The sequence below is a fragment of the Rhodobacter viridis genome, assembly GCF_003217355.1.
In the GTDB taxonomy this organism is placed as follows: Bacteria; Pseudomonadota; Alphaproteobacteria; order Rhodobacterales; family Rhodobacteraceae; genus Rhodobacter; species Rhodobacter viridis.
In genome coordinates, this window is sequence record NZ_QJTK01000006.1 from 152,248 (window position 1) to 172,121 (window position 19,874).

The 19,874-nt window shown below is 66.2% G+C and carries 16 protein-coding genes; 2 read left to right on the plus strand and 14 right to left on the minus strand.

Going from position 1 to position 19,874, the window contains the following annotated elements; all coding sequences use genetic code 11:
- Positions 1–120: 120 nt before the first annotated feature.
- Together C8J30_RS09945 and C8J30_RS09950 are read right to left on the minus strand one after the other, a co-directional pair.
- Positions 121–3,339: an efflux RND transporter permease subunit gene (locus tag C8J30_RS09945; protein WP_110805694.1), complete on the minus strand. Its 3,219-nt coding sequence runs from the start codon at positions 3,337–3,339 to the stop codon at positions 121–123.
- Positions 3,332–4,309, minus strand: a complete 978-nt coding sequence (locus C8J30_RS09950) for an efflux RND transporter periplasmic adaptor subunit (RefSeq protein ID WP_110805695.1) — start codon at positions 4,307–4,309, stop codon at positions 3,332–3,334. Before C8J30_RS09950 ends, C8J30_RS09945 begins: the two co-directional genes overlap by 8 nt.
- Positions 4,310–4,675: 366 nt before the next feature.
- Between C8J30_RS09950 and serS the strand changes: the two genes are divergently transcribed.
- Positions 4,676–5,965: a serine--tRNA ligase gene (serS, locus tag C8J30_RS09955; protein WP_110805696.1), complete on the plus strand. Its 1,290-nt coding sequence runs from the start codon at positions 4,676–4,678 to the stop codon at positions 5,963–5,965.
- Positions 5,966–6,019: 54 nt separating this feature from the next.
- Here serS and ispG read toward each other — a convergent pair whose 3' ends face one another.
- From ispG to hemA, 3 genes are all read right to left on the minus strand, one after another.
- On the minus strand, positions 6,020–7,141 hold the full coding sequence (ispG, locus tag C8J30_RS09960; RefSeq protein ID WP_110805697.1) for a flavodoxin-dependent (E)-4-hydroxy-3-methylbut-2-enyl-diphosphate synthase: 1,122 nt from the start codon (positions 7,139–7,141) through the stop codon (positions 6,020–6,022).
- A gap of 83 nt (positions 7,142–7,224) precedes the next feature.
- A complete protein-coding gene (locus C8J30_RS09965) occupies positions 7,225–8,454 on the minus strand; it encodes a helix-turn-helix domain-containing protein (protein ID WP_110805698.1) in 1,230 nt (409 codons plus the stop codon).
- A gap of 106 nt (positions 8,455–8,560) precedes the next feature.
- A complete protein-coding gene (gene hemA / locus C8J30_RS09970) occupies positions 8,561–9,790 on the minus strand; it encodes a 5-aminolevulinate synthase (protein ID WP_110805699.1) in 1,230 nt (409 codons plus the stop codon).
- A gap of 241 nt (positions 9,791–10,031) precedes the next feature.
- On the opposite strand from hemA, the gene C8J30_RS09975 reads away from it, so the two are divergent.
- Entirely contained in the window at positions 10,032–11,408 is a 1,377-nt protein-coding gene (locus C8J30_RS09975; protein ID WP_110805700.1) for a M20/M25/M40 family metallo-hydrolase, read from the plus strand.
- Positions 11,409–11,582: 174 nt separating this feature from the next.
- On the opposite strand, the gene proB is transcribed toward C8J30_RS09975, so the two are convergent.
- The 9 genes from proB to C8J30_RS10020 form a co-directional block, all read right to left on the minus strand.
- A complete protein-coding gene (gene proB, locus C8J30_RS09980) occupies positions 11,583–12,701 on the minus strand; it encodes a glutamate 5-kinase (RefSeq protein ID WP_110805701.1) in 1,119 nt (372 codons plus the stop codon).
- Entirely contained in the window at positions 12,689–13,714 is a 1,026-nt protein-coding gene (gene obgE / locus C8J30_RS09985; RefSeq protein WP_110805702.1) for a GTPase ObgE, read from the minus strand. The genes proB and obgE overlap by 13 nt, the downstream gene beginning before the upstream one ends.
- Before the next feature lie 181 nt (positions 13,715–13,895).
- Positions 13,896–14,408 (minus strand): GNAT family N-acetyltransferase, encoded by a 513-nt coding sequence (locus tag C8J30_RS09990; protein WP_181420840.1) that lies wholly within the window; start codon positions 14,406–14,408, stop codon positions 13,896–13,898.
- A complete protein-coding gene (locus C8J30_RS09995; protein WP_110805704.1) occupies positions 14,405–14,944 on the minus strand; it encodes a GNAT family N-acetyltransferase in 540 nt (179 codons plus the stop codon). The genes C8J30_RS09990 and C8J30_RS09995 overlap by 4 nt, the downstream gene beginning before the upstream one ends.
- A 213-nt stretch (positions 14,945–15,157) precedes the next feature.
- Positions 15,158–15,427: a 50S ribosomal protein L27 gene (gene rpmA / locus C8J30_RS10000; RefSeq protein WP_013068008.1), complete on the minus strand. Its 270-nt coding sequence runs from the start codon at positions 15,425–15,427 to the stop codon at positions 15,158–15,160.
- A gap of 6 nt (positions 15,428–15,433) precedes the next feature.
- Positions 15,434–15,880 (minus strand): 50S ribosomal protein L21, encoded by a 447-nt coding sequence (gene rplU, locus C8J30_RS10005; protein WP_110805705.1) that lies wholly within the window; start codon positions 15,878–15,880, stop codon positions 15,434–15,436.
- A 381-nt stretch (positions 15,881–16,261) separates the two neighbouring features.
- Positions 16,262–17,764 (minus strand): ribosome biogenesis GTPase Der, encoded by a 1,503-nt coding sequence (gene der, locus C8J30_RS10010; protein WP_110805706.1) that lies wholly within the window; start codon positions 17,762–17,764, stop codon positions 16,262–16,264.
- A gap of 61 nt (positions 17,765–17,825) precedes the next feature.
- The gene (locus C8J30_RS10015) at positions 17,826–19,133 is read right to left on the minus strand and encodes a PQQ-like beta-propeller repeat protein (protein WP_245909758.1); all 1,308 of its coding nucleotides are present in this window, start codon (positions 19,131–19,133) and stop codon (positions 17,826–17,828) included.
- A 62-nt stretch (positions 19,134–19,195) separates the two neighbouring features.
- Positions 19,196–19,840 (minus strand): hypothetical protein, encoded by a 645-nt coding sequence (locus C8J30_RS10020; protein ID WP_110805707.1) that lies wholly within the window; start codon positions 19,838–19,840, stop codon positions 19,196–19,198.
- Positions 19,841–19,874: the final 34 nt, after the last annotated feature.

Sequence of the window (19,874 nt, forward strand, 5' to 3'; positions counted from 1 at the left end):
GCGCAAAAATCGTATGCGACATTCTGCCACATGTCTTTTGAAGTCGAATTCTGAGTGTCGCAGTCAGGAAAGCAAGACGCCCCCGTCTCCGGGGGCGTCTTTTGGGGCGCTGAAATCCCCTCAGGTCTTGAAGATGCGATAGATCGCCGGGATCACCAGCACGGTGAGCAGGGTCGAGCTGAGAAGCCCGAACAGCAGCGAAATGGCGAGGCCCTGAAAGATCGGATCAAACAGGATCACCGCCGCCCCGATCATCGCCGCCACCGCGGTGAGCAGGATCGGCTTGAAGCGGATCGAGCCCGCCTCGATCAGGATCTCGATCTCGGTCTTGCCCGTGCGATCCGCGTGGCGGATGAAATCGACGAGCAGGATCGAGTTGCGCACGATGATGCCCGCAAGCGCGATGAAGCCGATCATCGAGGTGGCCGAGAAGGGCGCCGAAAACATCATGTGACCGAGCATGATGCCAAGGAAGGTCAGCGGCACCGGCGTCAGCACGACGAGCGGCAGCCGGAACGAGCCGAACTGCGCCACGACAAGGATGTAGATCCCGACAAGCGCGATGCCGAAGGCGCCGCCCATGTCGCGGAAGGTCACCCAGGTCACCTCCCATTCGCCGTCCCACAGAAGCGTCACATGGCTTTCGTCCTCAGGCTGGCCGTGCAGGCTGATCTCGGGCTTCAGCCCGGGCGCCCAGTCCATTTTCTCGATCGCGTCATCGACGGCGAGCATGCCGTAAAGCGGCGCCTCGAAGCTGCCCGCCAGTTCCGCCGTCACCATCTCGGCCGCGCGGCCGTTGTGGCGGAAGATCGGGAAGCTGGTCAGTTCGGGTTTCACCGTCACGACATCGCCGAGTTCGACCACGCCGCGCGCACCGGGCAGAACGTTGGCGGGAATGGGGGTGGAGAGCGTCGCCGCATCCATCACCTTTTCGCCCTTCGCCCGCTCCATCACGATCGGCAGCGGCATCCGCTCTTGCCCGCGATGCGAATAGCCGACCGTGGTCTGCCCGTTCAGCAGCCCGAGCGTGTCGAAGACATCGCTTTCCTCGACCGAGTAGAATTCGAGATTGTCCGGGTCGATCGTCGCGCGCAGCCGCCGCGCCTGCTGGCCGAAGCTCGTATCGACATCGACGATGAAGGGCACCGAGCGGAAGGCCTGCTCGATCTGCCCCGCCGCCGCGCGCCGGGTTTCGGCATCCGGGCCGTAGACCTCGGCCAGAAGCGTCGCGATGACGGGCGGCCCGGGCGGCGGCTCCACCGTCTTCAGCACCGTGCCCGCGGGCATCGCCAGCTTCGTCACGATCTGACGGACCTCGAGCGCGATCTCGTGGCTGGTGCGGTCGCGCGCATCCTTGCCCGCAAGGTTGATCTGAACGTCGCCCTCCCACGGGCGGCCGCGCAGATAGTAATGGCGCACGAGCCCGTTGAAGTTGAAGGGCGAGGCCGTGCCCGCATGGGTCTGCACCGAGATCACCTCGGGCAGCCGCGTCACCGCCGCCGCCACCTGCTGCGCGACGGCATCGGTGGCCTCGACCGACGACCCTTCGGGCAGGTCGATCACCACGCTCAGTTCGGATTTGTTGTCGAAGGGCAGCAGCTTGACCGTGACATCCTTGGTGTAAAGCAGAACGAGCGAGCCGAAGGACAGCACGATCGTCGCCAGAAAGAACATCCAGGCCGAGCGTTTCGTCGCCAGCATCGGCCGCGCGACGCGGGCATAGAGCGCGCCGAGCTTGCCGCCGTGGGCATGGGCGCCGCCTTCGTGCGCCGACATGTCGGCACGGCCCGCGATCTTCACCATCAGCCAGGGCGTGATGATCACCGCCACGAAGAAGGAAAACACCATCGCCGCCGAGGCGACCGAGGGGATGGGCGACATGTAAGGCCCCATCAGCCCGGCGACGGCCAGCATCGGCAGAAGCGCCGCGACCACCGTCAGCGTGGCGACGATGGTCGGGTTGCCGACCTCCGCCACCGCCTCGATCGCCTTTCTGACGCGCGACCCCGGCCCCGGCATCGCCCAATGCCGCGCGATATTCTCGATCACCACGATGGCGTCATCGACCAGGATGCCGATCGAGAAGATCAGCGCGAACAGGCTGACCCGGTTCAGCGTGAAGCCCATCGCATTGGCGGCGAAAAGTGTCAGCAGGATCGTCACCGGAATGACGATGGCGACGACGATGCTTTCGCGCCAGCCGATCGCAAAGAACACCAGCGCGATGATCGAGATCGTCGCAAGGCCAAGGTGGAAGAGCAGTTCATTGGCCTTTTCATTCGCCGTCTCGCCATAGTCGCGGGTGAACTGCACCTGCACGCTGTCGGGGATCAGGCTGGTCTGCAGCTCGGCAAGCCGCGCGTGGATCTTTTCGCCGACGATCACCGCATTCGCCCCGGCGCGCTTGGCAATCGCCAGCGTCACCGCGGGGGTGCGATTGAGCGTGTCGCCGTCGCGGGTGACATTCGCGACGATCTGCTCGGAGGTATCGGGCACATAGGAGACATCCGCCACATCGGCGACATAGACCGGCCGCCCATCGCGCGCGGTCAGCAAAAGCCCCGCGATCTCGGCCGGTGCGGTCAGCGTCTTGCCCGCGACAAGGTCGATCTGCTGGCCGCCATCGCGCAACTTGCCGGTGTTGAAGCTGCGGTTCGCCTGCTCGACCTTGTTCGAGAGCTGCTGCAGCGTGATCCCGTAAAGCGCCAACCGCTCCGGATCGGGCGAGATGCGGATTTCCTCATGCGCCTCGCCGACGATATAGGTCAGACCGACGTTTTCGATCTTCGTCACCTCGGCCTGCAATTCCCGCGCGATCCGGGTCAGATCGCCCGCGCCGATCTGGCTCCCGGGCTTGGCCGAGAGCGTCAGCGACATGATCGCGACATCATCGATGCCCCGCCCGACGATGATCGGCTCGGCGATGCCCTTGGGGATACGGTCGAGGTTCGCCTTGACCTTCTCATGCACCCGCAGGATCGCCGCATCCGACGAGGTGCCGACGATGAACCGCGCCATCACCAGCGAACTGTCGTCATTCGTCTGGCTGTAGACATGCTCCACCTCGTTGATCGAGGTGATGATCGTCTCCATCGGCTCGGTGACGAGCTTCATTGCGTCTTCCGCCTTCAGGCCGGGCGCCTGCAGGTGGATATCGACCATCGGCACGGAAATCTGCGGCTCTTCCTCGCGCGGAAGTGCGCCGAGCGCCACCAGCCCGACGGCGAGCGCCGCCATGACGAACAAGGGGGTCAGCGCCGAGCCGATGAAGCTCTTGGTCAGACGCCCGGCAAGGCCGAGGCCCGCCGTGGGCAGATCGTCCTGATGCGGGTCACTCATCGCCGACCACCTCTTCGCCGCCCGAGAGCCCCGAGACGATCTCGACCATCTCGACCCCGTCGATGCTTTGCTTCGGGCCGGGCACCACCGTGAGCTCAGTCACGGTTTCGCCCGCCTGCACGCGCAGGAAATCGAGCCCCGAGCGCGTATACAACAAGCTAGCCGGCACAAGGAAGGCCTGCCGATGTGCCAGCGGCAGCTTGACCAGAACCCGCTCGCCCACGAAATCCGACTTCAGATCAGGCACTTCCACATCGGCATTGACACGCCCACCCTCGATCAGCGGATAGACCTTGGCAAGCTTGCCGCGGATCGCGCCGCTCGCCGCCTCGATCGCGATGGCGTCGCCTGCGTGCAGCGTCGCCGCGAAACGTTCCGGGACCGAGAGGCGCAGGAACACCCCGCCACCGCCCACCGTTGCCACGGTCTCGCCCGCCATCACCACGGCGCCGCGCGCCACCGGCACATCGAGCACACGACCCGCGATCGGTGCCAGCACCGCCCCCTCGGTCGCGGCCTGCTCCGTCACCTGCCGCGAGGCCTTTTGCGCCTCGATCTGCTGCTCCAGCACGCTGACCTGCGTTTTCAGCGCATCATAGGCCTGCGCCGTCATCACCCCGCGCGCCCGCAGCGCCTCGGCCCGGTTCAGATCGCTTCTCGCATTCGAAAGCTGGCTGTCCAGCGCCGCGATCTGCGCATCGATGGCGTTGATCTGAAAGGCGATCTTCGCATCGACGACCTTGCCGAGCTCCTGCCCCGCCGTGACCATATCGCCCTCGGAGACCTCGAGCGACACCAGCGTGCCCCCAAGCCGCGCCCGCGCCGGGATCATGTCCTTCGCCTCGATCTGGCCATAGACGGTCTTCCAGTCGGTGACCTCGGTCGGCGCCACCTTGAAGGGACCCTCGGCAAGGGCCAGTCGCGGCAGCCCCAGCGCGCAAAGCGCCAGAACCCAGACGATAGCTTTCATTGCGGCATCTCCCTTTTGGCGATCGGTTGATCCCTTTTACATTCCGCGTTTTGAATATGTCAAACCGTAAATCACTTTGGCCAAGGCCATCGCCTTGGCCATGCCGGACATTGGCCCCATGGACCCCGAGGGTCCAAAGGCCCTCGGGCAGCGCCCGCCCCGCCCATGGCGGGCGCTTCTCGCCCGCCGGGGCTGGGCGCTGCCCTCTGTCGCATGGGTTGAAACGGCCTTGCCGCAACCGGGAGCTTGCGGGCGGGGAAAGGCAATGCCTTTCCCTTTTCGCCCGAAACAGAGGTCGCGCCGGGGCTTTTCTCGGGTCGCAATTGTGCTAAACGCGGAGGCAACCCCTTGCGACAGGTGAGCCCCATGCACGACATCCGCGCGATCCGCGAAAACCCCGCTCAATTCGATGCCGATCTGGCCCGCCGCGGGCTGGCTCCGCTGTCGGCCGAGGTGCTCTCGCTCGACGAGCGGCGCCGCGCGGCGATCCTTGCGGCCGAGACCGCGCAGGCGGCGCAGAATGCCGCCGCGAAGGAAGTCGGTGCCGCCAAGGCCAAGGGCGACGAGCCCGAATTCGAACGCCTGCGCGCCCTCGTGGCGGAAAAGAAATCCGAAGTCGCGGCGATGCAGGCCGAGGCGGGCAAGCTCGACGCCGATCTGCGCGACAAGCTGATGTGGATCCCGAACAATCCGCTTGCCGAAGTGCCGCAAGGCGAAGACGAGGCGGGCAACGTCGAGGTGAAGCGCTGGGGCGATATCCCGAGCTTCGCCTTCAAACCCGTTGAACATTATCAGCTTTCCGCCGTCGGCAAAGCGATGGACTTCGAGACGGCGGCGAAGCTTTCGGGCGCGCGGTTCGTCGTGCTGCGCGGTGGCGTCGCCCGCGTGCACCGGGCGCTGGCGCAGTTCATGATCGATCTGCATGTCGACAAGCACGACCTGACCGAGGCGATCACCCCGGTTCTGGTGCGCGCCGAAACCATGCTCGGCACCGGGCAGCTGCCGAAATTCGCCGAAGACAGCTACGAGACCACGAACGGCTGGTGGATGATCCCGACCGCCGAGGTGACGCTGACCAATTTCGTCGCGGGCGAGATCTGGGACGAGGCCGCCCTGCCCTGCCGGATGACCGCGCATACGAACTGCTTCCGCTCGGAAGCGGGCTCGGCCGGCAAGGACACGGCCGGGATGCTGCGCCAGCACCAGTTCGAAAAGGTCGAGATGGTGACGATCTGCCGCCCGGAAGACGCGATTGCGGAACATGAACGCATGACCGGCTGCGCCGAGGCGGTGCTGGAATCGCTCGGCCTGCCCTATCGCCGCATCGTGCTGTGCACCGGCGACATGGGCTTTGGCTCGCAAAAGACCTACGACCTTGAAGTGTGGCTGCCGGGGCAGAACACCTTCCGCGAAATCTCCTCGGTCTCGACCTGCGGGCAATTCCAGGCGCGGCGGATGAACGGGCGCTACAAGCCCGCCGCGGGCGGCAAGCCCGAATTCGTCGCGACGCTGAACGGCTCGGGTCTGGCGGTCGGGCGCTGCCTGATCGCGGTGCTGGAGAACGGTCAGGAAGCCGATGGCTCGGTCACCCTGCCCGCCGTGCTGCACCCCTATCTGGGCGGCAAGACCCGTCTGGTCGACGGCGCGCTGGTCTGAAACGCAACGGCGCGCCCCTTTCGGGACGCGCCGTGAAATCCCGTCAGGCGGGGATTACTCCGCCGCCTGCTCCTCGGCCGCGATCTGCGCCGCGCGATCTTCGACCATGCGCACGATCTCGTCGATCATCTGATCGTTCGACAGCCGGTGGCTTTGCTTGCCCGCCAGATAGACCATGCCCGAGCCCGCGCCGCCGCCGGTGAAGCCGATATCGGTCATCAGCGCCTCGCCCGGGCCGTTCACCACGCAGCCGATGATCGACAGGCTCATCGGGGTCTTGATGTGCTCGAGCCGACGCTCCAGCGCGTCCACCGTCTTGATCACGTCAAAGCCTTGCCGCGCGCAGCTGGGGCAGGAGATGATCTGCACGCCACGGGTGCGCAGGCCGAGCGATTTCAGGATTTCATAGCCGACCTTCACCTCTTCGACCGGATCGGCCGAGAGGCTGACGCGGATCGTGTCCCCGATCCCCGCCCAGAGCAGGTTGCCAAGGCCGACCGCCGATTTCACCGTGCCCGCCATCAGACCGCCGGCTTCGGTGATGCCCAGATGGATCGGCGCATCGGTGGCCTCGGCCAGCGCGGTATAGGCGGCGGCGGCCAGGAAGACGTCCGACGCCTTCACCGAAATCTTGAATTCGTGGAAGTCGTTGTCTTGCAGGATCTTGATGTGATCCATGCCGCTTTCCAGCATCGCCTCCGGGCAGGGCTCGCCATATTTGTCGAGCAGGTGCTTTTCCAGCGAGCCCGCATTGACCCCGATCCGCATCGAGCAGCCGTGGTCCTTGGCCGCCTTGATCACCTCGCGCACGCGGCTTTCGTCGCCGATGTTGCCGGGGTTGATGCGCAGACAGGCCGCGCCCGCCTCGGCCGCCTCGATGGCGCGCTTGTAGTGGAAATGGATGTCGGCGACGATCGGCACCGGGCTTTCGGCGCAGATTTCCTTCAGCGCGCGGGTCGCATCTTCATCGGGCACCGAGACGCGGACGATATCGGCGCCGACATCGGCGGCGCGCAGCACCTGACCCAGCGTCGCCTTGACGTCCGAGGTGATGGTGTTGGTCATCGTCTGCACCGAGATCGGCGCATCGCCGCCCACCGGCACCTTGCCGACCCAGATCTTGCGCGAGGGACGGCGGGTGATGTTCCGCCACGGACGATGGGGATTGAGCGACATGGGAAGGCCTCCGGATTGCTGCTCCAGAAATAGGACAGCCGTCGCCCGAGGGCAACGGCCGCTTTGTCGCGTTCGAAAGACTGTTACTGCTCGGGCGTCTCGGTCGGGGGCACGACCGAAGAGGCATCGGCCACGGCCACCATCTTCGCCAGATCGCCATCGGCCGACATGTCGGCGACGGCATAGGCGGTGCCCAGCGATTGCGCCGACAGCTCGACGTTTTTCGACACTGCGCCCTTCGAGCCCGCAGGCCCATGCGCGACGCCATTGACGGCGAAATAGATCGCGCCCGATTCCCCGGTGCGCAGCTTCGGCGGCTCTTCCAGCTTCGGCACGGCGAAGCGCTCGCCCGCATCCATCACCTTCTCGAAGATCACCGAACCATCCGAGGCGGTGATCCGCACCCAGGACGGACGCACGGCCAGAACCTCGACCTCGGGGGCTTCGGCGCCAAGGGCATGCACGACCGGCACCTGACCGGGTTCGGCAACCGTGGTCCCGGCATCGGCCAGCATCATCGGCGTCTGCGGCGCGGTTTCGGTCATCGCCTGCGCCTGACCGGGCAGGACGCCCGCCTCGCGCGGGTCGATCGCGGCGATCGGGCCATCCCGCGCGATCAGCACCGGGGTTTCCAGCGCGGCGGGACGGTAAAGACGGTCGAAGGCTTCCTCGGTCGCAGCGCTCGGCGGCAGGTCGGAGGCCTCGGCGGTCTGCACCGGGGTCACCGATTGCAGCGGGTCGATCTCGGCCACGACGCCCGGGGCCTGATCGACCGGCGTCAGTTGCACGCGCTGCACTTCCTGCAGCACCGACCAGGCACCATAGCCGATGCCGCCCGCGACCATCACGACGACGGCGAGCGAGCCCACGGCACGCGGATCGATCTTGGTCCAGATCGGCGCCTGTTTCGGGATGAAGGAGGCATTGGGATTGGCCAGCGACGAGGCCAGATCGGCGGCGCGGCGCGGCGCCTTGGGGCCGGACGCGGCAGCAGCCAGACCATGCGTGGGGGTGAAGCCCGACTCCTTGCAGAAGCGCTCGAAGGCCCAATCCGGGTCAAGCCCCAGATAGCGCGCATAAGACCGCACGAAGCCCGCAATGAAGGAGGGGCTTTCGAAAGCGGTCGGGTCGCAATTCTCGATGGCGGCGATATAGACCGCCTTGATGCGCAGCTCGCGCTGCACATCAAGAAGCGATTTCGACAGGGTCGCACGTTCGCCGCGAAGCATGTCGCCAAGCTTCATGTCGAAGTCGTCGAAGCCTTTTTGCGCGGCCTCAACCTGCGTCGAAGGTTTGACCTTCCACCTGATCATCTGCCTGTCCCGCCCTCGGTGTGGTTTGTCCGATTCGAACCTGTCGGTCCCGAATTCTTGACGAATCCCTAGCATAAAGCCGAGGGCGGTGCATCCGCAGAATGGCTCAGGCAGAGGCCTCGGCGCGATTCAGCGCACACCGGGCCCAGAGCAGATCCATGGCATGAACGAGCCCTTCGATCTGCTTCAGATCATGCACCGGCGAGGGCGTGAAGCGCAGACGCTCGGTCCCGCGCGGCACCGTCGGGAAGTTGATCGGCTGCACGTAAACGCCGTAATCGCTGAGCAGCATGTCCGACACCGCCTTGGTGTGGACGGGGTCGCCGATGACCACCGGAACGATGTGGCTGCCATGGTCGATGATCGGCATGCCGAGCGCTTTCAGGCGCATCTTGAGAACCTTGGCGTGCAGCTGTTGCGCGTCGCGCAGCTTCTGCCCTTCGGCGGTTTTCAGGAAGGCGATCGAGGCCTGCGCGCCCGCAGCGATGGCCGGCGGCAGCGAGGTCGAGAAGATGAAGCCCGGCGCATAGGAGCGCACGGCGTCGACCATCCGCGCCGAAGCGGCGATGTAGCCGCCGAAGACGCCGTAAGCCTTGGCCAGCGTGCCGTTGAAGATGTCGATGCGGTGCATCAGACCGTCCCGCTCGGCCACGCCCGCACCGCGGGGGCCATACATGCCGACGGCGTGCACTTCGTCGATATAGGTCAGCGCGCCGAACTCGTCCGCGATGTCGCAGATTTCCTTGATCGGGCCGAAGTCGCCATCCATCGAGTAAACCGATTCGAAGGCGATCAGTTTCGGCGCGGCCGGATCGTCGGCGGCAATGAGTTCGCGCAGGTGGGCGACGTCATTGTGACGGAAGATCCGTTTCGGCCCGGCATTGCGCTTGATCCCCTCGATCATCGAGGCGTGGTTCAGGCTGTCGGAATAGATGATCAGGCCGGGGAAAAGCACGCGCAGGGTGCTCAGCGTGGCATCGTTGGCGATATAGGCCGACGAGAAGACGAGCGCGGCTTCCTTGCCGTGCAGATCGGCGATCTCGGCTTCCAGACGGCGGTGATAGGCCGTGGTGCCCGAGATGTTGCGAGTGCCGCCCGAACCGGCCCCAACAGCTTCCAGCGCTTCATGCATGGCAGCCAGAACGGCGGGGTGTTGACCCATGCCGAGATAGTCGTTGCCGCACCACACGGTGATGTCTTGCTTGCCGCCATCGGGGCGGTTCCACTGCGCCTTGGGGAAGGCGCCCTTCTCGCGTTCGATGTCGATGAACGTGCGGTAACGTCCCTCGTCGTGAAGCTTCTGGATCGCTTTGTCGAGCGCGAGATTGTAGTCCATGTCTGTCACCCCTGGCTTTTAGCACTTGGTTGTGGATCGCCGGGTCGGCTCATCGGCCCTGTCCGGCGCGCACAGGTTTACGCGCATCGCCCAAAAAATGGGAGTTCTAAATTGTCGCATCCCGGTGCATCATTTTCTTGCGCGGCGGGGGCCGAAAACGGGGGCCTCCCGGCCCCGCCTGCCGCTCTGGCCATCGCCCCCCGTGACTGTTAGGCTTTTGGCCGAATGGAGGCCCCTGATAATGACACTCGACGCCGTTCTTGCCCGTATCGACGACACTCTGCCCGACGCCTGCGAAAGGCTGCTTGACCTGCTGCGCATAGCTTCGATCTCGACCGACCCCGCCTTTGAGGGCGATTGCGCCCGCGCCGCCGCCTGGCTGGTGCAGGAGTTGAAATCGCTTGGCTTCACCGCCTCGGCGCGCCCGACCCCCGGCCATCCGATGGTGGTGGCGCGGCACGCAGGCCCCGGGCGGCATATCCTTTTCTACGGCCATTACGACGTCCAGCCCGTTGATCCGATTGAGCTTTGGGATCGTGACCCCTTCGATCCGGCGCTTGAGGAAACGGCGAAAGGCGTGGTGATCCGCGGCCGCGGCGCGGCGGATGACAAGGGCCAGCTGATGACCTTCCTCGAGGCCTGCCGCGCCTGGAAAGAGGTGCATGGCACCCTGCCCGGCAACCTCACGATCTTCTTCGAGGGCGAGGAAGAATCGGGTTCGCCCTCGCTCATCCCGTTCATGCGCGACAATGCCGAGGAGCTGGGCGAAGCCTCGCTCGCGCTCATCTGCGACACCGGGCTTTTCGCCGACAAGGTGCCCGCAGTGGTGACGATGCTGCGCGGTTTGGCGAAGATCGAATTCACCCTGAAGGCGGCCGACAAGGACCTGCATTCGGGCAGCTTCGGCGGCGCCGCGATCAACCCGATCCGGGTGCTCACGCGCATCCTCGGGCAGCTGCATGACGATCAGGGGCGCGTCACCGTGCCGGGCTTTTATGACGATGTAGCGGAGCTTCCGGAGGACGTCCGGGCGCAGTGGCAGGGGCTCGGCTTCGATCACGCGGCTTTCCTGGGCGGGGTCGGCCTGACCACCCCCGCGGGCGAGCAGGACCGCACGCCGCTTGAACAGATCTGGTCGCGCCCGACCGCCGAAATCAACGGCATCTGGGGCGGCTATACCGGCGCGGGCTTCAAGACCGTGCTGCCCGCCGAGGCCTCGGCCAAGGTCAGCTTCCGTCTGGTCTCGCAACAGGACCCCGAGAAGATCCTCGCCGCGTTCAAATCCTGGATCGAGGCACAGCTGCCCCCCGATGTCACGCTCGACTGGAAGGCGCCGAACGGCTCGCCCGCTTCGGTGATGGAAATCACCGACCCGGCGTTCGAAGCGGCCCGCGCCGCGCTGACCGAGGAATGGAATTGCCCGGCGGCCTTTGTCGGCTGCGGTGGCTCGATCCCGATTGCGGGCTATTTCAAGGACATCCTCGGCATGGATGCGATGCTGATCGGCTTTGGCAAGGACGACGATCAGATCCACAGCCCGAACGAGAAATATGACCTCGAAAGCTTCCACAAGGGCATCCGCAGCTGGGCACGAATTCTGGACCGCATCGCGGGCTGAGCAAGACGGCAGCGGGGGTTTCACCCCCCCGCACCCCCGTGAGATATTTGTGGCAAGATGAAAGCAAAGGGCGCTCGGATCGGGCGCCCTTTTCGCGTGCCCTTTCATCTTGCCGGAAATACCTCGGGGGTGAGGGCGAAGCCCGAGGGGGCAGCGCCCCCTCCCTGCCCGGCTTCAGCCGATCACCATGTCGTCGCGATGCACGAGCGCGGCGCGGCCCGGATAGCCCAGCAGCGCTTCGATCTCGCCCGAGCGGTGCCCGGCGATGGTGCGGGCCTCCTCGGCGGTGTAGCGCACCAGCCCCTTGCCAAGCGCCGCGCCATCCGGCCCGGCGATGGTCACGGGCTCGCCGCGACCAAAGCGGCCGGTGACCTTGGTCACCCCGGCGGGCAGAAGCGATTTGCCCTGCGCCAGCGCGCCCACGGCGCCGGCGTCGACGATCACCTCGCCACGCGGTTTCATCGCCGCGATCCAGCGCTTGCGCGCCGCCTGCGGGTCGCCCTCGGGCAGGAACCAGGTGCAGTTCGCACCTTCGGCCAAAGCGGTCAGCGGACGGGTGACCGAGCCCTCCATGATCGCCATGGCGCAGCCCCCCGCAACGGCGGTCTTGGCGGCCAGAAGCTTCGTCTTCATGCCCCCTTTCGAGAGGCCGGAAATCGGATCGCCCGCCATCGCCTCGATCTCGGGGGTGATATGCTCGACCACTTCAAAGCGCACGGCGCTCGGGTCTTCCTTCGGATTGGCGGAGTAGAAGCCGTCCACGTCCGACAAAAGGATCAACTGATCGGCGCCCACGGTGACGGCGATCTGCGCCGCCAGCCGGTCGTTGTCGCCAAAGCGGATCTCGTCGGTCGCCACGGTGTCATTCTCGTTCACGATCGGCACGACGCCCATCGAGAGCAGCGTCTCCATCGTCGCGCGCGAATTCAGATAGCGGCGGCGGTCGTCGGTATCTTCGAGCGTCACCAGAACCTGCGCGGTGGTCACGCCATGCGGCGCCAAGATTTCCTCATAGGCGCGGGCCAGACGGATCTGCCCCACCGCAGCGGCGGCCTGCGACTGTTCCAGCGGCAAGGGCCCGAGCGGCAGCCCCAGAACGCGCCGCCCGAGCGCGATCGAGCCCGACGACACCAGCACCACATCGGCGCCGCGTTGCTTCGCCGCGACCACATCGAGCGCGAGCGCGGTCAGCCAGTCGGTCTTCAGCCCTTCCGCGCCGACAAGCAGCGCCGAGCCGATCTTCACCACCAGCCTTTGCGCCTTCAAGACCTGCGGGGTCGTCACGGCTGCCATGGCTTCACCTCTTCCGTGCCCTTGCGGTCTTCCTCGATCTGCGCCCAGAGCGCGCGCAGAACCTCGGTCACGCCCTTTTTCGAGACGCCCGACATCACCAGAACCGGCCCGTCGGAGGCCTTTTCCAAAGCGCGCTTGCGGCTCGACAGGGTCTTGCTGTCCAGCGCATCGGCCTTGTTCAGCACGGTGATCCGCGGCTTCTCGAACAACTCCTCGGAATAGGCCTCCAGCTCGCCGATGATGGTGCGGAAATCCTTCGTGATCGTGCTCGACGTGCCATCGACCAGATGCAACAGCACCGAGCAACGCTCGACATGGCCGAGGAACTGATCGCCCAGACCGCGGCCTTCCGAGGCGCCCTCGATCAGGCCCGGAATGTCGGCCATGACGAATTCCTTGCCGTCGATGCCGACGACGCCGAGGTTCGGGACGAGCGTGGTGAAGGGGTAATCGGCGATCTTCGGCCGCGCGTTCGAGACGGCGGCAAGGAAGGTCGACTTGCCCGCATTGGGCAGGCCCAGAAGCCCGGCGTCGGCAATCAGCTTGAGCCGCAACCAGAGCGTGCGCTCGACCCCCTCCTGCCCCGGGTTGGCATGGGCGGGCGCACGGTTCGTCGCGGTCTTGAAGCGCTGGTTGCCCCAACCGCCATTGCCACCCTTGGCCAGCAAAACACGCTGCCCCGGCACGGTCAGATCGGCGATCACGGTTTCCTCGTCCTCGTCGATGATCTCGGTGCCGACGGGGACCTTGAGCACGATGTCGTCGCCATCGCGGCCGGTGCATTGGCTGCCCATGCCGTGCTGGCCGGACTGGGCGAAGAAATGCTGCTGATAGCGGAAATCGATGAGCGTATTGAGCCCCTCGACCGCCTCGGCAAAGACCGATCCGCCCTTGCCGCCGTCGCCGCCATCCGGGCCGCCGAATTCGACAAATTTCTCGCGCCGGAAGCTGACGCAACCGCCGCCGCCGCCGCCCGAGCGGATATAGACTTTCGCAAGGTCGAGAAATTTCATCGCAGTCGCCCCTTTCGCAAGGCGTCTGATTACGCGCGCGCGCGCAAATCTGCAAGCGAAGCATGGGGGCTCTGCCCCCAAACCCCCGGGATATTTGCAGCAAGATAAAGGGACATGCTTTTTATCTTGCTGCAAATATCCCGGGAGGGTGCGGGAGGGCAGCGCCCTCCCGTCCGCCCTCTCAGCCCGCGCAGGCGGCGTGAAAGGCGGCGGCGCTCAACTCAAGCTCGACATGCGGCAGCACCGCATCCAGCGCCAGCGAATGCACAGGCCCCTTGCCGAGATCCTGAAACCCGAGCTTTGCCAGCACTCGGGCCGAGCGGGCGTTGCCCTCGAAATAGCCCGCGCGGACCGGTTCGGCGGCCGGATCGGCAAAATGGGCCGACAGAACCGCCCGCGCGGCCTCGCAAGCAAGCCCCTGCCCCCAGGCCGGACGCGCGAGCCAATAGCCGAACTGCTGATCAAGCCCGATCATGCCAAGGAAAACGCCCTCGCGGGTGATCGCCCAACGGGCGGCCGGGACGGGATCGGCCAGAAAGATCCGGAAATCCCCGGCCCGATAGGGCCAGGGCACGGGCGCAAGCCAGCGCACCACCTCGAACTCGGCCAGCGCTGCGACACAGGCGGCCTCGTCTTCCGCCGCAAGCGGGCGCAGGACGAGCCGGTCCGTTGTCAGATGCGCGGGCAGGCTCACCCGAGTTTCTTGACGTAGGTCCAAGTTGGCACACGCGCGCCGCGGGCCAGCGACCAGGCCTCGGCATCGCCCAGATAGGCAAAGCCGTTGTGGGTCAGGACACGGGCCGAGCCGGGGCTGTCCTGGAACACTTCGGCGATCAGCGTGCGGGCGCGATGCGGATTGGCCGCGATCAGCGCCGCCACCGCCTCCGAGGCGAAGCCGGTGTTCCAGAACCCCGAGCCGACCCAGAAGCCGACCTCGGATTGCGCGCCCTCGTGGCGGGTGAGCGAGACAAGGCCCAGCACCTCGGCCAAACCATGGGCCGAGCCGTCCAGCGCCCAGACATCTTCGGTGCGGGTGTCAGCCATCGACCGTTCGATGAAATTCTCGGTCGTGCCGGGCGGAAGCGGATGCGGAATCGCGCGGGTGCCTTCGGCCAGGCGCTTGTCGGCGGTATACATGGAAATCAGCCCGGCATCGGAACGACGCAAGGGGCGCAGGATGAACCGCTCGGCCTCGATCACCGGCTGGTTGTATATGGTCGTCTGAAACATCGCGTTCTCCTCAAACGCCGGCCGTTTTGGCCCTTTAACCGTAAAACTCGACAGCCATGTGACAGGATTTGGGCGTCCCGTCGGCCTTTTTGAACTGCGACCGATTGGCCCACCGCCCTCCCCGCGGCGACCGCCCGGCGGCGACACTCGAAACGGAAAGGGGGACCGGCCCTGTGGCCGATCCCCCCAAACTGATCCGGGTTCCGGTTCGGCTTACTCGGCGGCCTCCGCGACCGGGAGAACCGAAACGAAAGTGCGGCCCTTGAGGCCCTTCTTGTAGGTCACCTTGCCTTCGACGACGGCAAAGAGCGTGTGGTCACGGCCCATCATGACGCCTTCGCCCGGCCACCAGGTGGTGCCGCGCTGACGGATGATGATGTTGCCCGGAATGGCCGCCTGGCCACCGTAGAGTTTCACGCCAAGGCGACGACCAGCAGAGTCGCGGCCGTTACGGGAAGAACCGCCAGCTTTCTTGTGTGCCATGGGGGATTACTCCTGAGCTGCAGCGGCGGCTTTGGCGCGCTTCGGTTTCGCGGGGGCTTCGGCCGGAGCCGCAGCGCCATGAGCGGCACGACGGGCTTCAGCGGTGCCCACGGCTTCCTTCACGCCCGATTTCTCGGCGCCCGAGGCGAGAACCTCGGTCACGCGCACCAGCGTCAGTTGCTGACGGTGGCCACGGGTGCGCTGCGACGAATGCTTCCGGCGGCGCTTGTGGAAGGTGATGACCTTGTCGGCCTTGATGGTGTCGATCACCTCGGCGACCACGGCGGCACCGGCCACGGTGGGGGCGCCCACGGTCACGGCATCGCCGCCAACCATCAGGATCTCGTTGAACTGGATTTTTTCACCAGCCACGGCGGCAATCAGTTCCACGCGCAGCACGTCGCCCGCCTGAACCTTGTATTGCTTGCCGCCAGTCTTGAGGACCGCAAACATGCGTTCTTCCCTTTTTCATCCGCGCCCTGTGGCCCCCGGAGGCTTTCGCCCCGTATCGGTGTTGCCGGGTTTCCCCGCCTCGGACAGCGCACCCCATCGGGTGTTGTTGCAAATGATACCCCGGCGGAGAGCAGACTCACCGCCGGGTGTCGCGCTTATGCGGGGCGGCACCGGGGCTGTCAAGGAATTTCGGGGACGCGCACGCATCGGTTGCCGTCAGGCATCATTGGGGCTCCGCCCCGCGGAGGCGATGCCTCGGCTCCCCGGGATATTTGAAGCAAGATGACGGGAAAAGCGCATCACACCGCTTTTCCTTGGCAAAATACGCAAAGCGCGGGGCGCAGCCCCCCGTCGGGTCGTCCCGGCCAAGCCGGGACGACCTCAGCCCTTCGGTTTCGAGGGCAGGCCCTTGTCCTTGCGCGCCGCGTGTTTCTTCGCATCGACGTGTTTCGTCAGCCGCGACGGGATCGACTTCTTGCGTTCCTTGTAGGGGTTCGCCCCGCCCTGGTCGCGGAAGTAGATCCGGATCGGCGTGCCCGGCATGTCGAAATCGGCGCGCAGCCCGTTCACCAGATAGCGGCTGTAGCTTTCCGGGATCTGATCGGTATGGGTCGCCTTGATGACAAAGCCCGGCGGACGGGTCTTCGCCTGGGTGATGTAGCGCAGCTTGATCCGGCGCCCGCCCGGCGCGGGCGGCGGGTGCGCCTCGGTCATCGCGCCGAGCCAGTTGTTCAGCTTCGCCGTCGAAATCCGGCGGTTCCAGACCTCGTAGGCCTTCATGATCGCATTGTGCAGACGGTCAAGCCCCTTGCCGGTCTTGGCCGAGACCGTCACCAGCGGCGCGCCGCGCAGCTGCGGCAGCAGGCGCTCGAAATTCTCGCGCAGCTCCTTCAGCTTCTCGGTCTTCTCTTCCTCGAGATCCCATTTGTTCGCCGCGACGACGACGGCCCGCCCCTCGGTCTCGGCGAAATCGGCGATCCGCAGATCCTGCACCTCGAAGGGAATGTTCACGTCAAGCAGCACGACGACGACCTCGGCAAAGCGCACCGCGCGCAAGCCATCGGCCACCGAGAGCTTCTCGAGCTTGTCCGACACCCGCGCCTTCTTGCGCATGCCCGCCGTGTCCCAGATCCGCATCGGCGTGCCCATGAAGGTCTTCGAGACCGAAATCGCATCGCGGGTAATCCCCGCCTCGGGGCCGGTCAGCAGCCGGTCCTCGCCAAGGATCTTGTTGATCAGCGTCGATTTCCCGGCATTCGGGCGACCGATGACGGCCAGCTGCAGAGGCCGCGCCTCGGTCGGCATGCGGATCGGCGCGTCTTCGTCTTCCAGATCCTCGGGCAGATCGACATCGACCTCGGGCATCTGCGCGACGTTCTTCGCCGCAAAGCCATCGGCCAGCGGCTGCAGCGCGTCGTAAAGATCATCAAGCCCCTGCCCATGCTCGGCCGAAAGCGCGATCGGCTCGCCGAGACCAAGGTTCCAGGCTTCAAGCGCGCCCGCGGCACCCGCATTGCCCTCGGCCTTGTTGGCGGCGAGGATCACATGCGCATTCTTCTTGCGCAGGATATCGGCGAAAATCTCGTCGGCGGGGGTCACGCCCACCCGCGCATCGATCAGGAACAGGCAGACATCCGCCTCTTCGACCGCGCGTTCGGTCAGACGGCGCATCCGGCCCTGCAGGCTGTCATCCTCGGCCAGTTCCAGACCGGCCGAGTCGATCACGACAAAGCGCAGATCGCCCAGACGCGCGTCGCCCTCGCGCAGGTCGCGGGTCACGCCGGGGGTGTCGTCCACCAAGGCCAGCCGCTTGCCGACGAGCCGGTTGAACAGCGTCGATTTGCCCACATTCGGGCGGCCCACGATGGCAAGGGTGAAACTCATGGCATGCTCCTGACGCGGCCATTGGCCGCCCGCGAAGCCGCCCCCTTACACCGCTTTTCGGTCAACGGAAAGCGAGAAGCTGACCCTTTCGCGAAACGACGTAAAGCGTCTGCCCGGCAACGATGGCATCCGTCGCCGCGCCGCCCGGCAGATCGGCCTGCCCGAGAAGCGCGCCCGAGGCCGGATCGAAGCTGCGCAGGAGCCCGTCCGAGGAAACCACGAAGAGCTTGTTGCCCGCCAGAACCGGGCCAAGGTTGACGTGGATTTCCTGCTGCTTCTTGATCTTGTCCTTGACGTAATAGGGCAGGTCCTGCGTCCAGACCGTGGCCCCCGTCGCCGCATCGAGACGTACCAGCTGCGCCTGATCGGAAATCAGGAAGATCGCATTGCCCGCCACCTGCACCGGGCTCACCGCGCCCTCGTCGGCCATCCAGCGGGTCTCGCCGGTGGTCGCGTCGAAGGCGCCGAGCTTGCCCGCCGAGGAGCCGGCATAGACCGTACCACCGATCACGACCGGATCGCCGGTCAGATCCGAGACGATCGCATAGCCGCGCCCCGGACGGCCGCCCGCCACCTGCGCCTGCCACGCGGCCAGACCGGTCTTGCGGTCGACCGCCAGCATCTGCCCGGAGGCAAAGGGGAAGATCACGAATGGACCCGCGATCGCCGGGGCGGAAACGCCCGACATCCCGGCCACCGCAGGCGTGCCCGCCACCTGCCAGACGACCTTGCCATCCTGCGCGTCAATCGCCCAGGCCGAGCCGTCGCGCGCCAGCGCATAGACGACGCCATCGGCCACCGTCGGCGCGCCGCCGACCCCGGCGTCGAAATCCTGCCGCCAGATCACCTTGCCCGAGGCGGCCTCGACCGCCACCAGCTCGGCAAAGCCGGTGGTGACAAAGACCCGGCCGCCCTCGACCGCAAGGCCCGCGCCGGTCGCGTCATCATCGCGATCGCCGGGCTTGGCGACATCGGTCGCCCAGAGTGTCGCGCCAGTCGTGCCCGTCGCGGTCAGCCGCGCGCGGCTGTCGAGCGTGAAGATCCGCCCGCCCGCCGCCACCGGCGCGGCCGCGATTCGATAGCGGTAGGATTGGCCCTCGCCGACCGGTGCCGACCAGACCAGCGTCTGCCCGGCGCCAAGGCTGGCGTTGATCAGGCTGTGACTCGCCCCGCCCGCGCGCTGCGGCCAGTCGGCATTGGCCACGATCCGCGGCAGGCTCACCGGCTTGCTCTCGTTCACCACCGGACCGGGCACGGTGGCCCCGTCCAGCACCGCGCGCGGATCAATCCGCTCGCCTTCGAGATGCACTTCCTTTTCGCAGGCAGCCAGCACCATGGCGACGCCCAGAACGGCGATCGACGACCTCAGCTTCACCGCAAACTCCCTGCCTTGTTGTCGTTTCCGTGCACGGGCATCTCGCCCGCGGCGCCTTACTGCGCGGCCGGATCGCCGCCCAGCGCCACAATCAACTCTGTCGCGCGCTGTTGCAAGCCCGAGGTCACGCCGTCTTCAGCGAGAATCTCGCGCGCCTTGGCAATGGCGCCCGGCTTGTCCCCGCCCGCCAGCGCATCGAGCGCCTGCTGCTCCATCGCCATCAGCCGGAACGGCGCACCGGGCTGCGACAGCGCCTCAAGCTCGGCCTTGCGCTCCTCGGGGGTCATCGCCTTGCCGGCGACGAGAACCGCCTTGAGCCGGGCCAGTTGACGCAGGCTGTCGGGCAGCGTCGCATCGCCCGCAATCGCCCGCAGATCGACCAGCGCCGCCTCGGTCTTGCCATCCTCGGCCGCCTGCGCCGCCGTAAGCAGTTTGACCAGCCCGACCTGCGGCCCTTCGGCGGGCAGCGCCGCCACGGCCTCGGCCGGGTTTTCCGCTTCGAGCGCGCTCAGCACGCCATCGCCGAAGGCCTCGGCCCGGGCGCGCGCCTGCGCCTTGTCCCACTCGACATAGGCCGAGCCCCCCACAAGGCCGAGGATCGCCACGACGCCGATCCAGCCATATTTGCGGAAGGCCGCAAACAGCCGGTCGCGGCGGACTTCCTCGGTGACTTCGTCGATGAAACTGTCGGTGTGATCCACGCGCGGGCTCCTCGTCTTTGGCCTATCTATACGC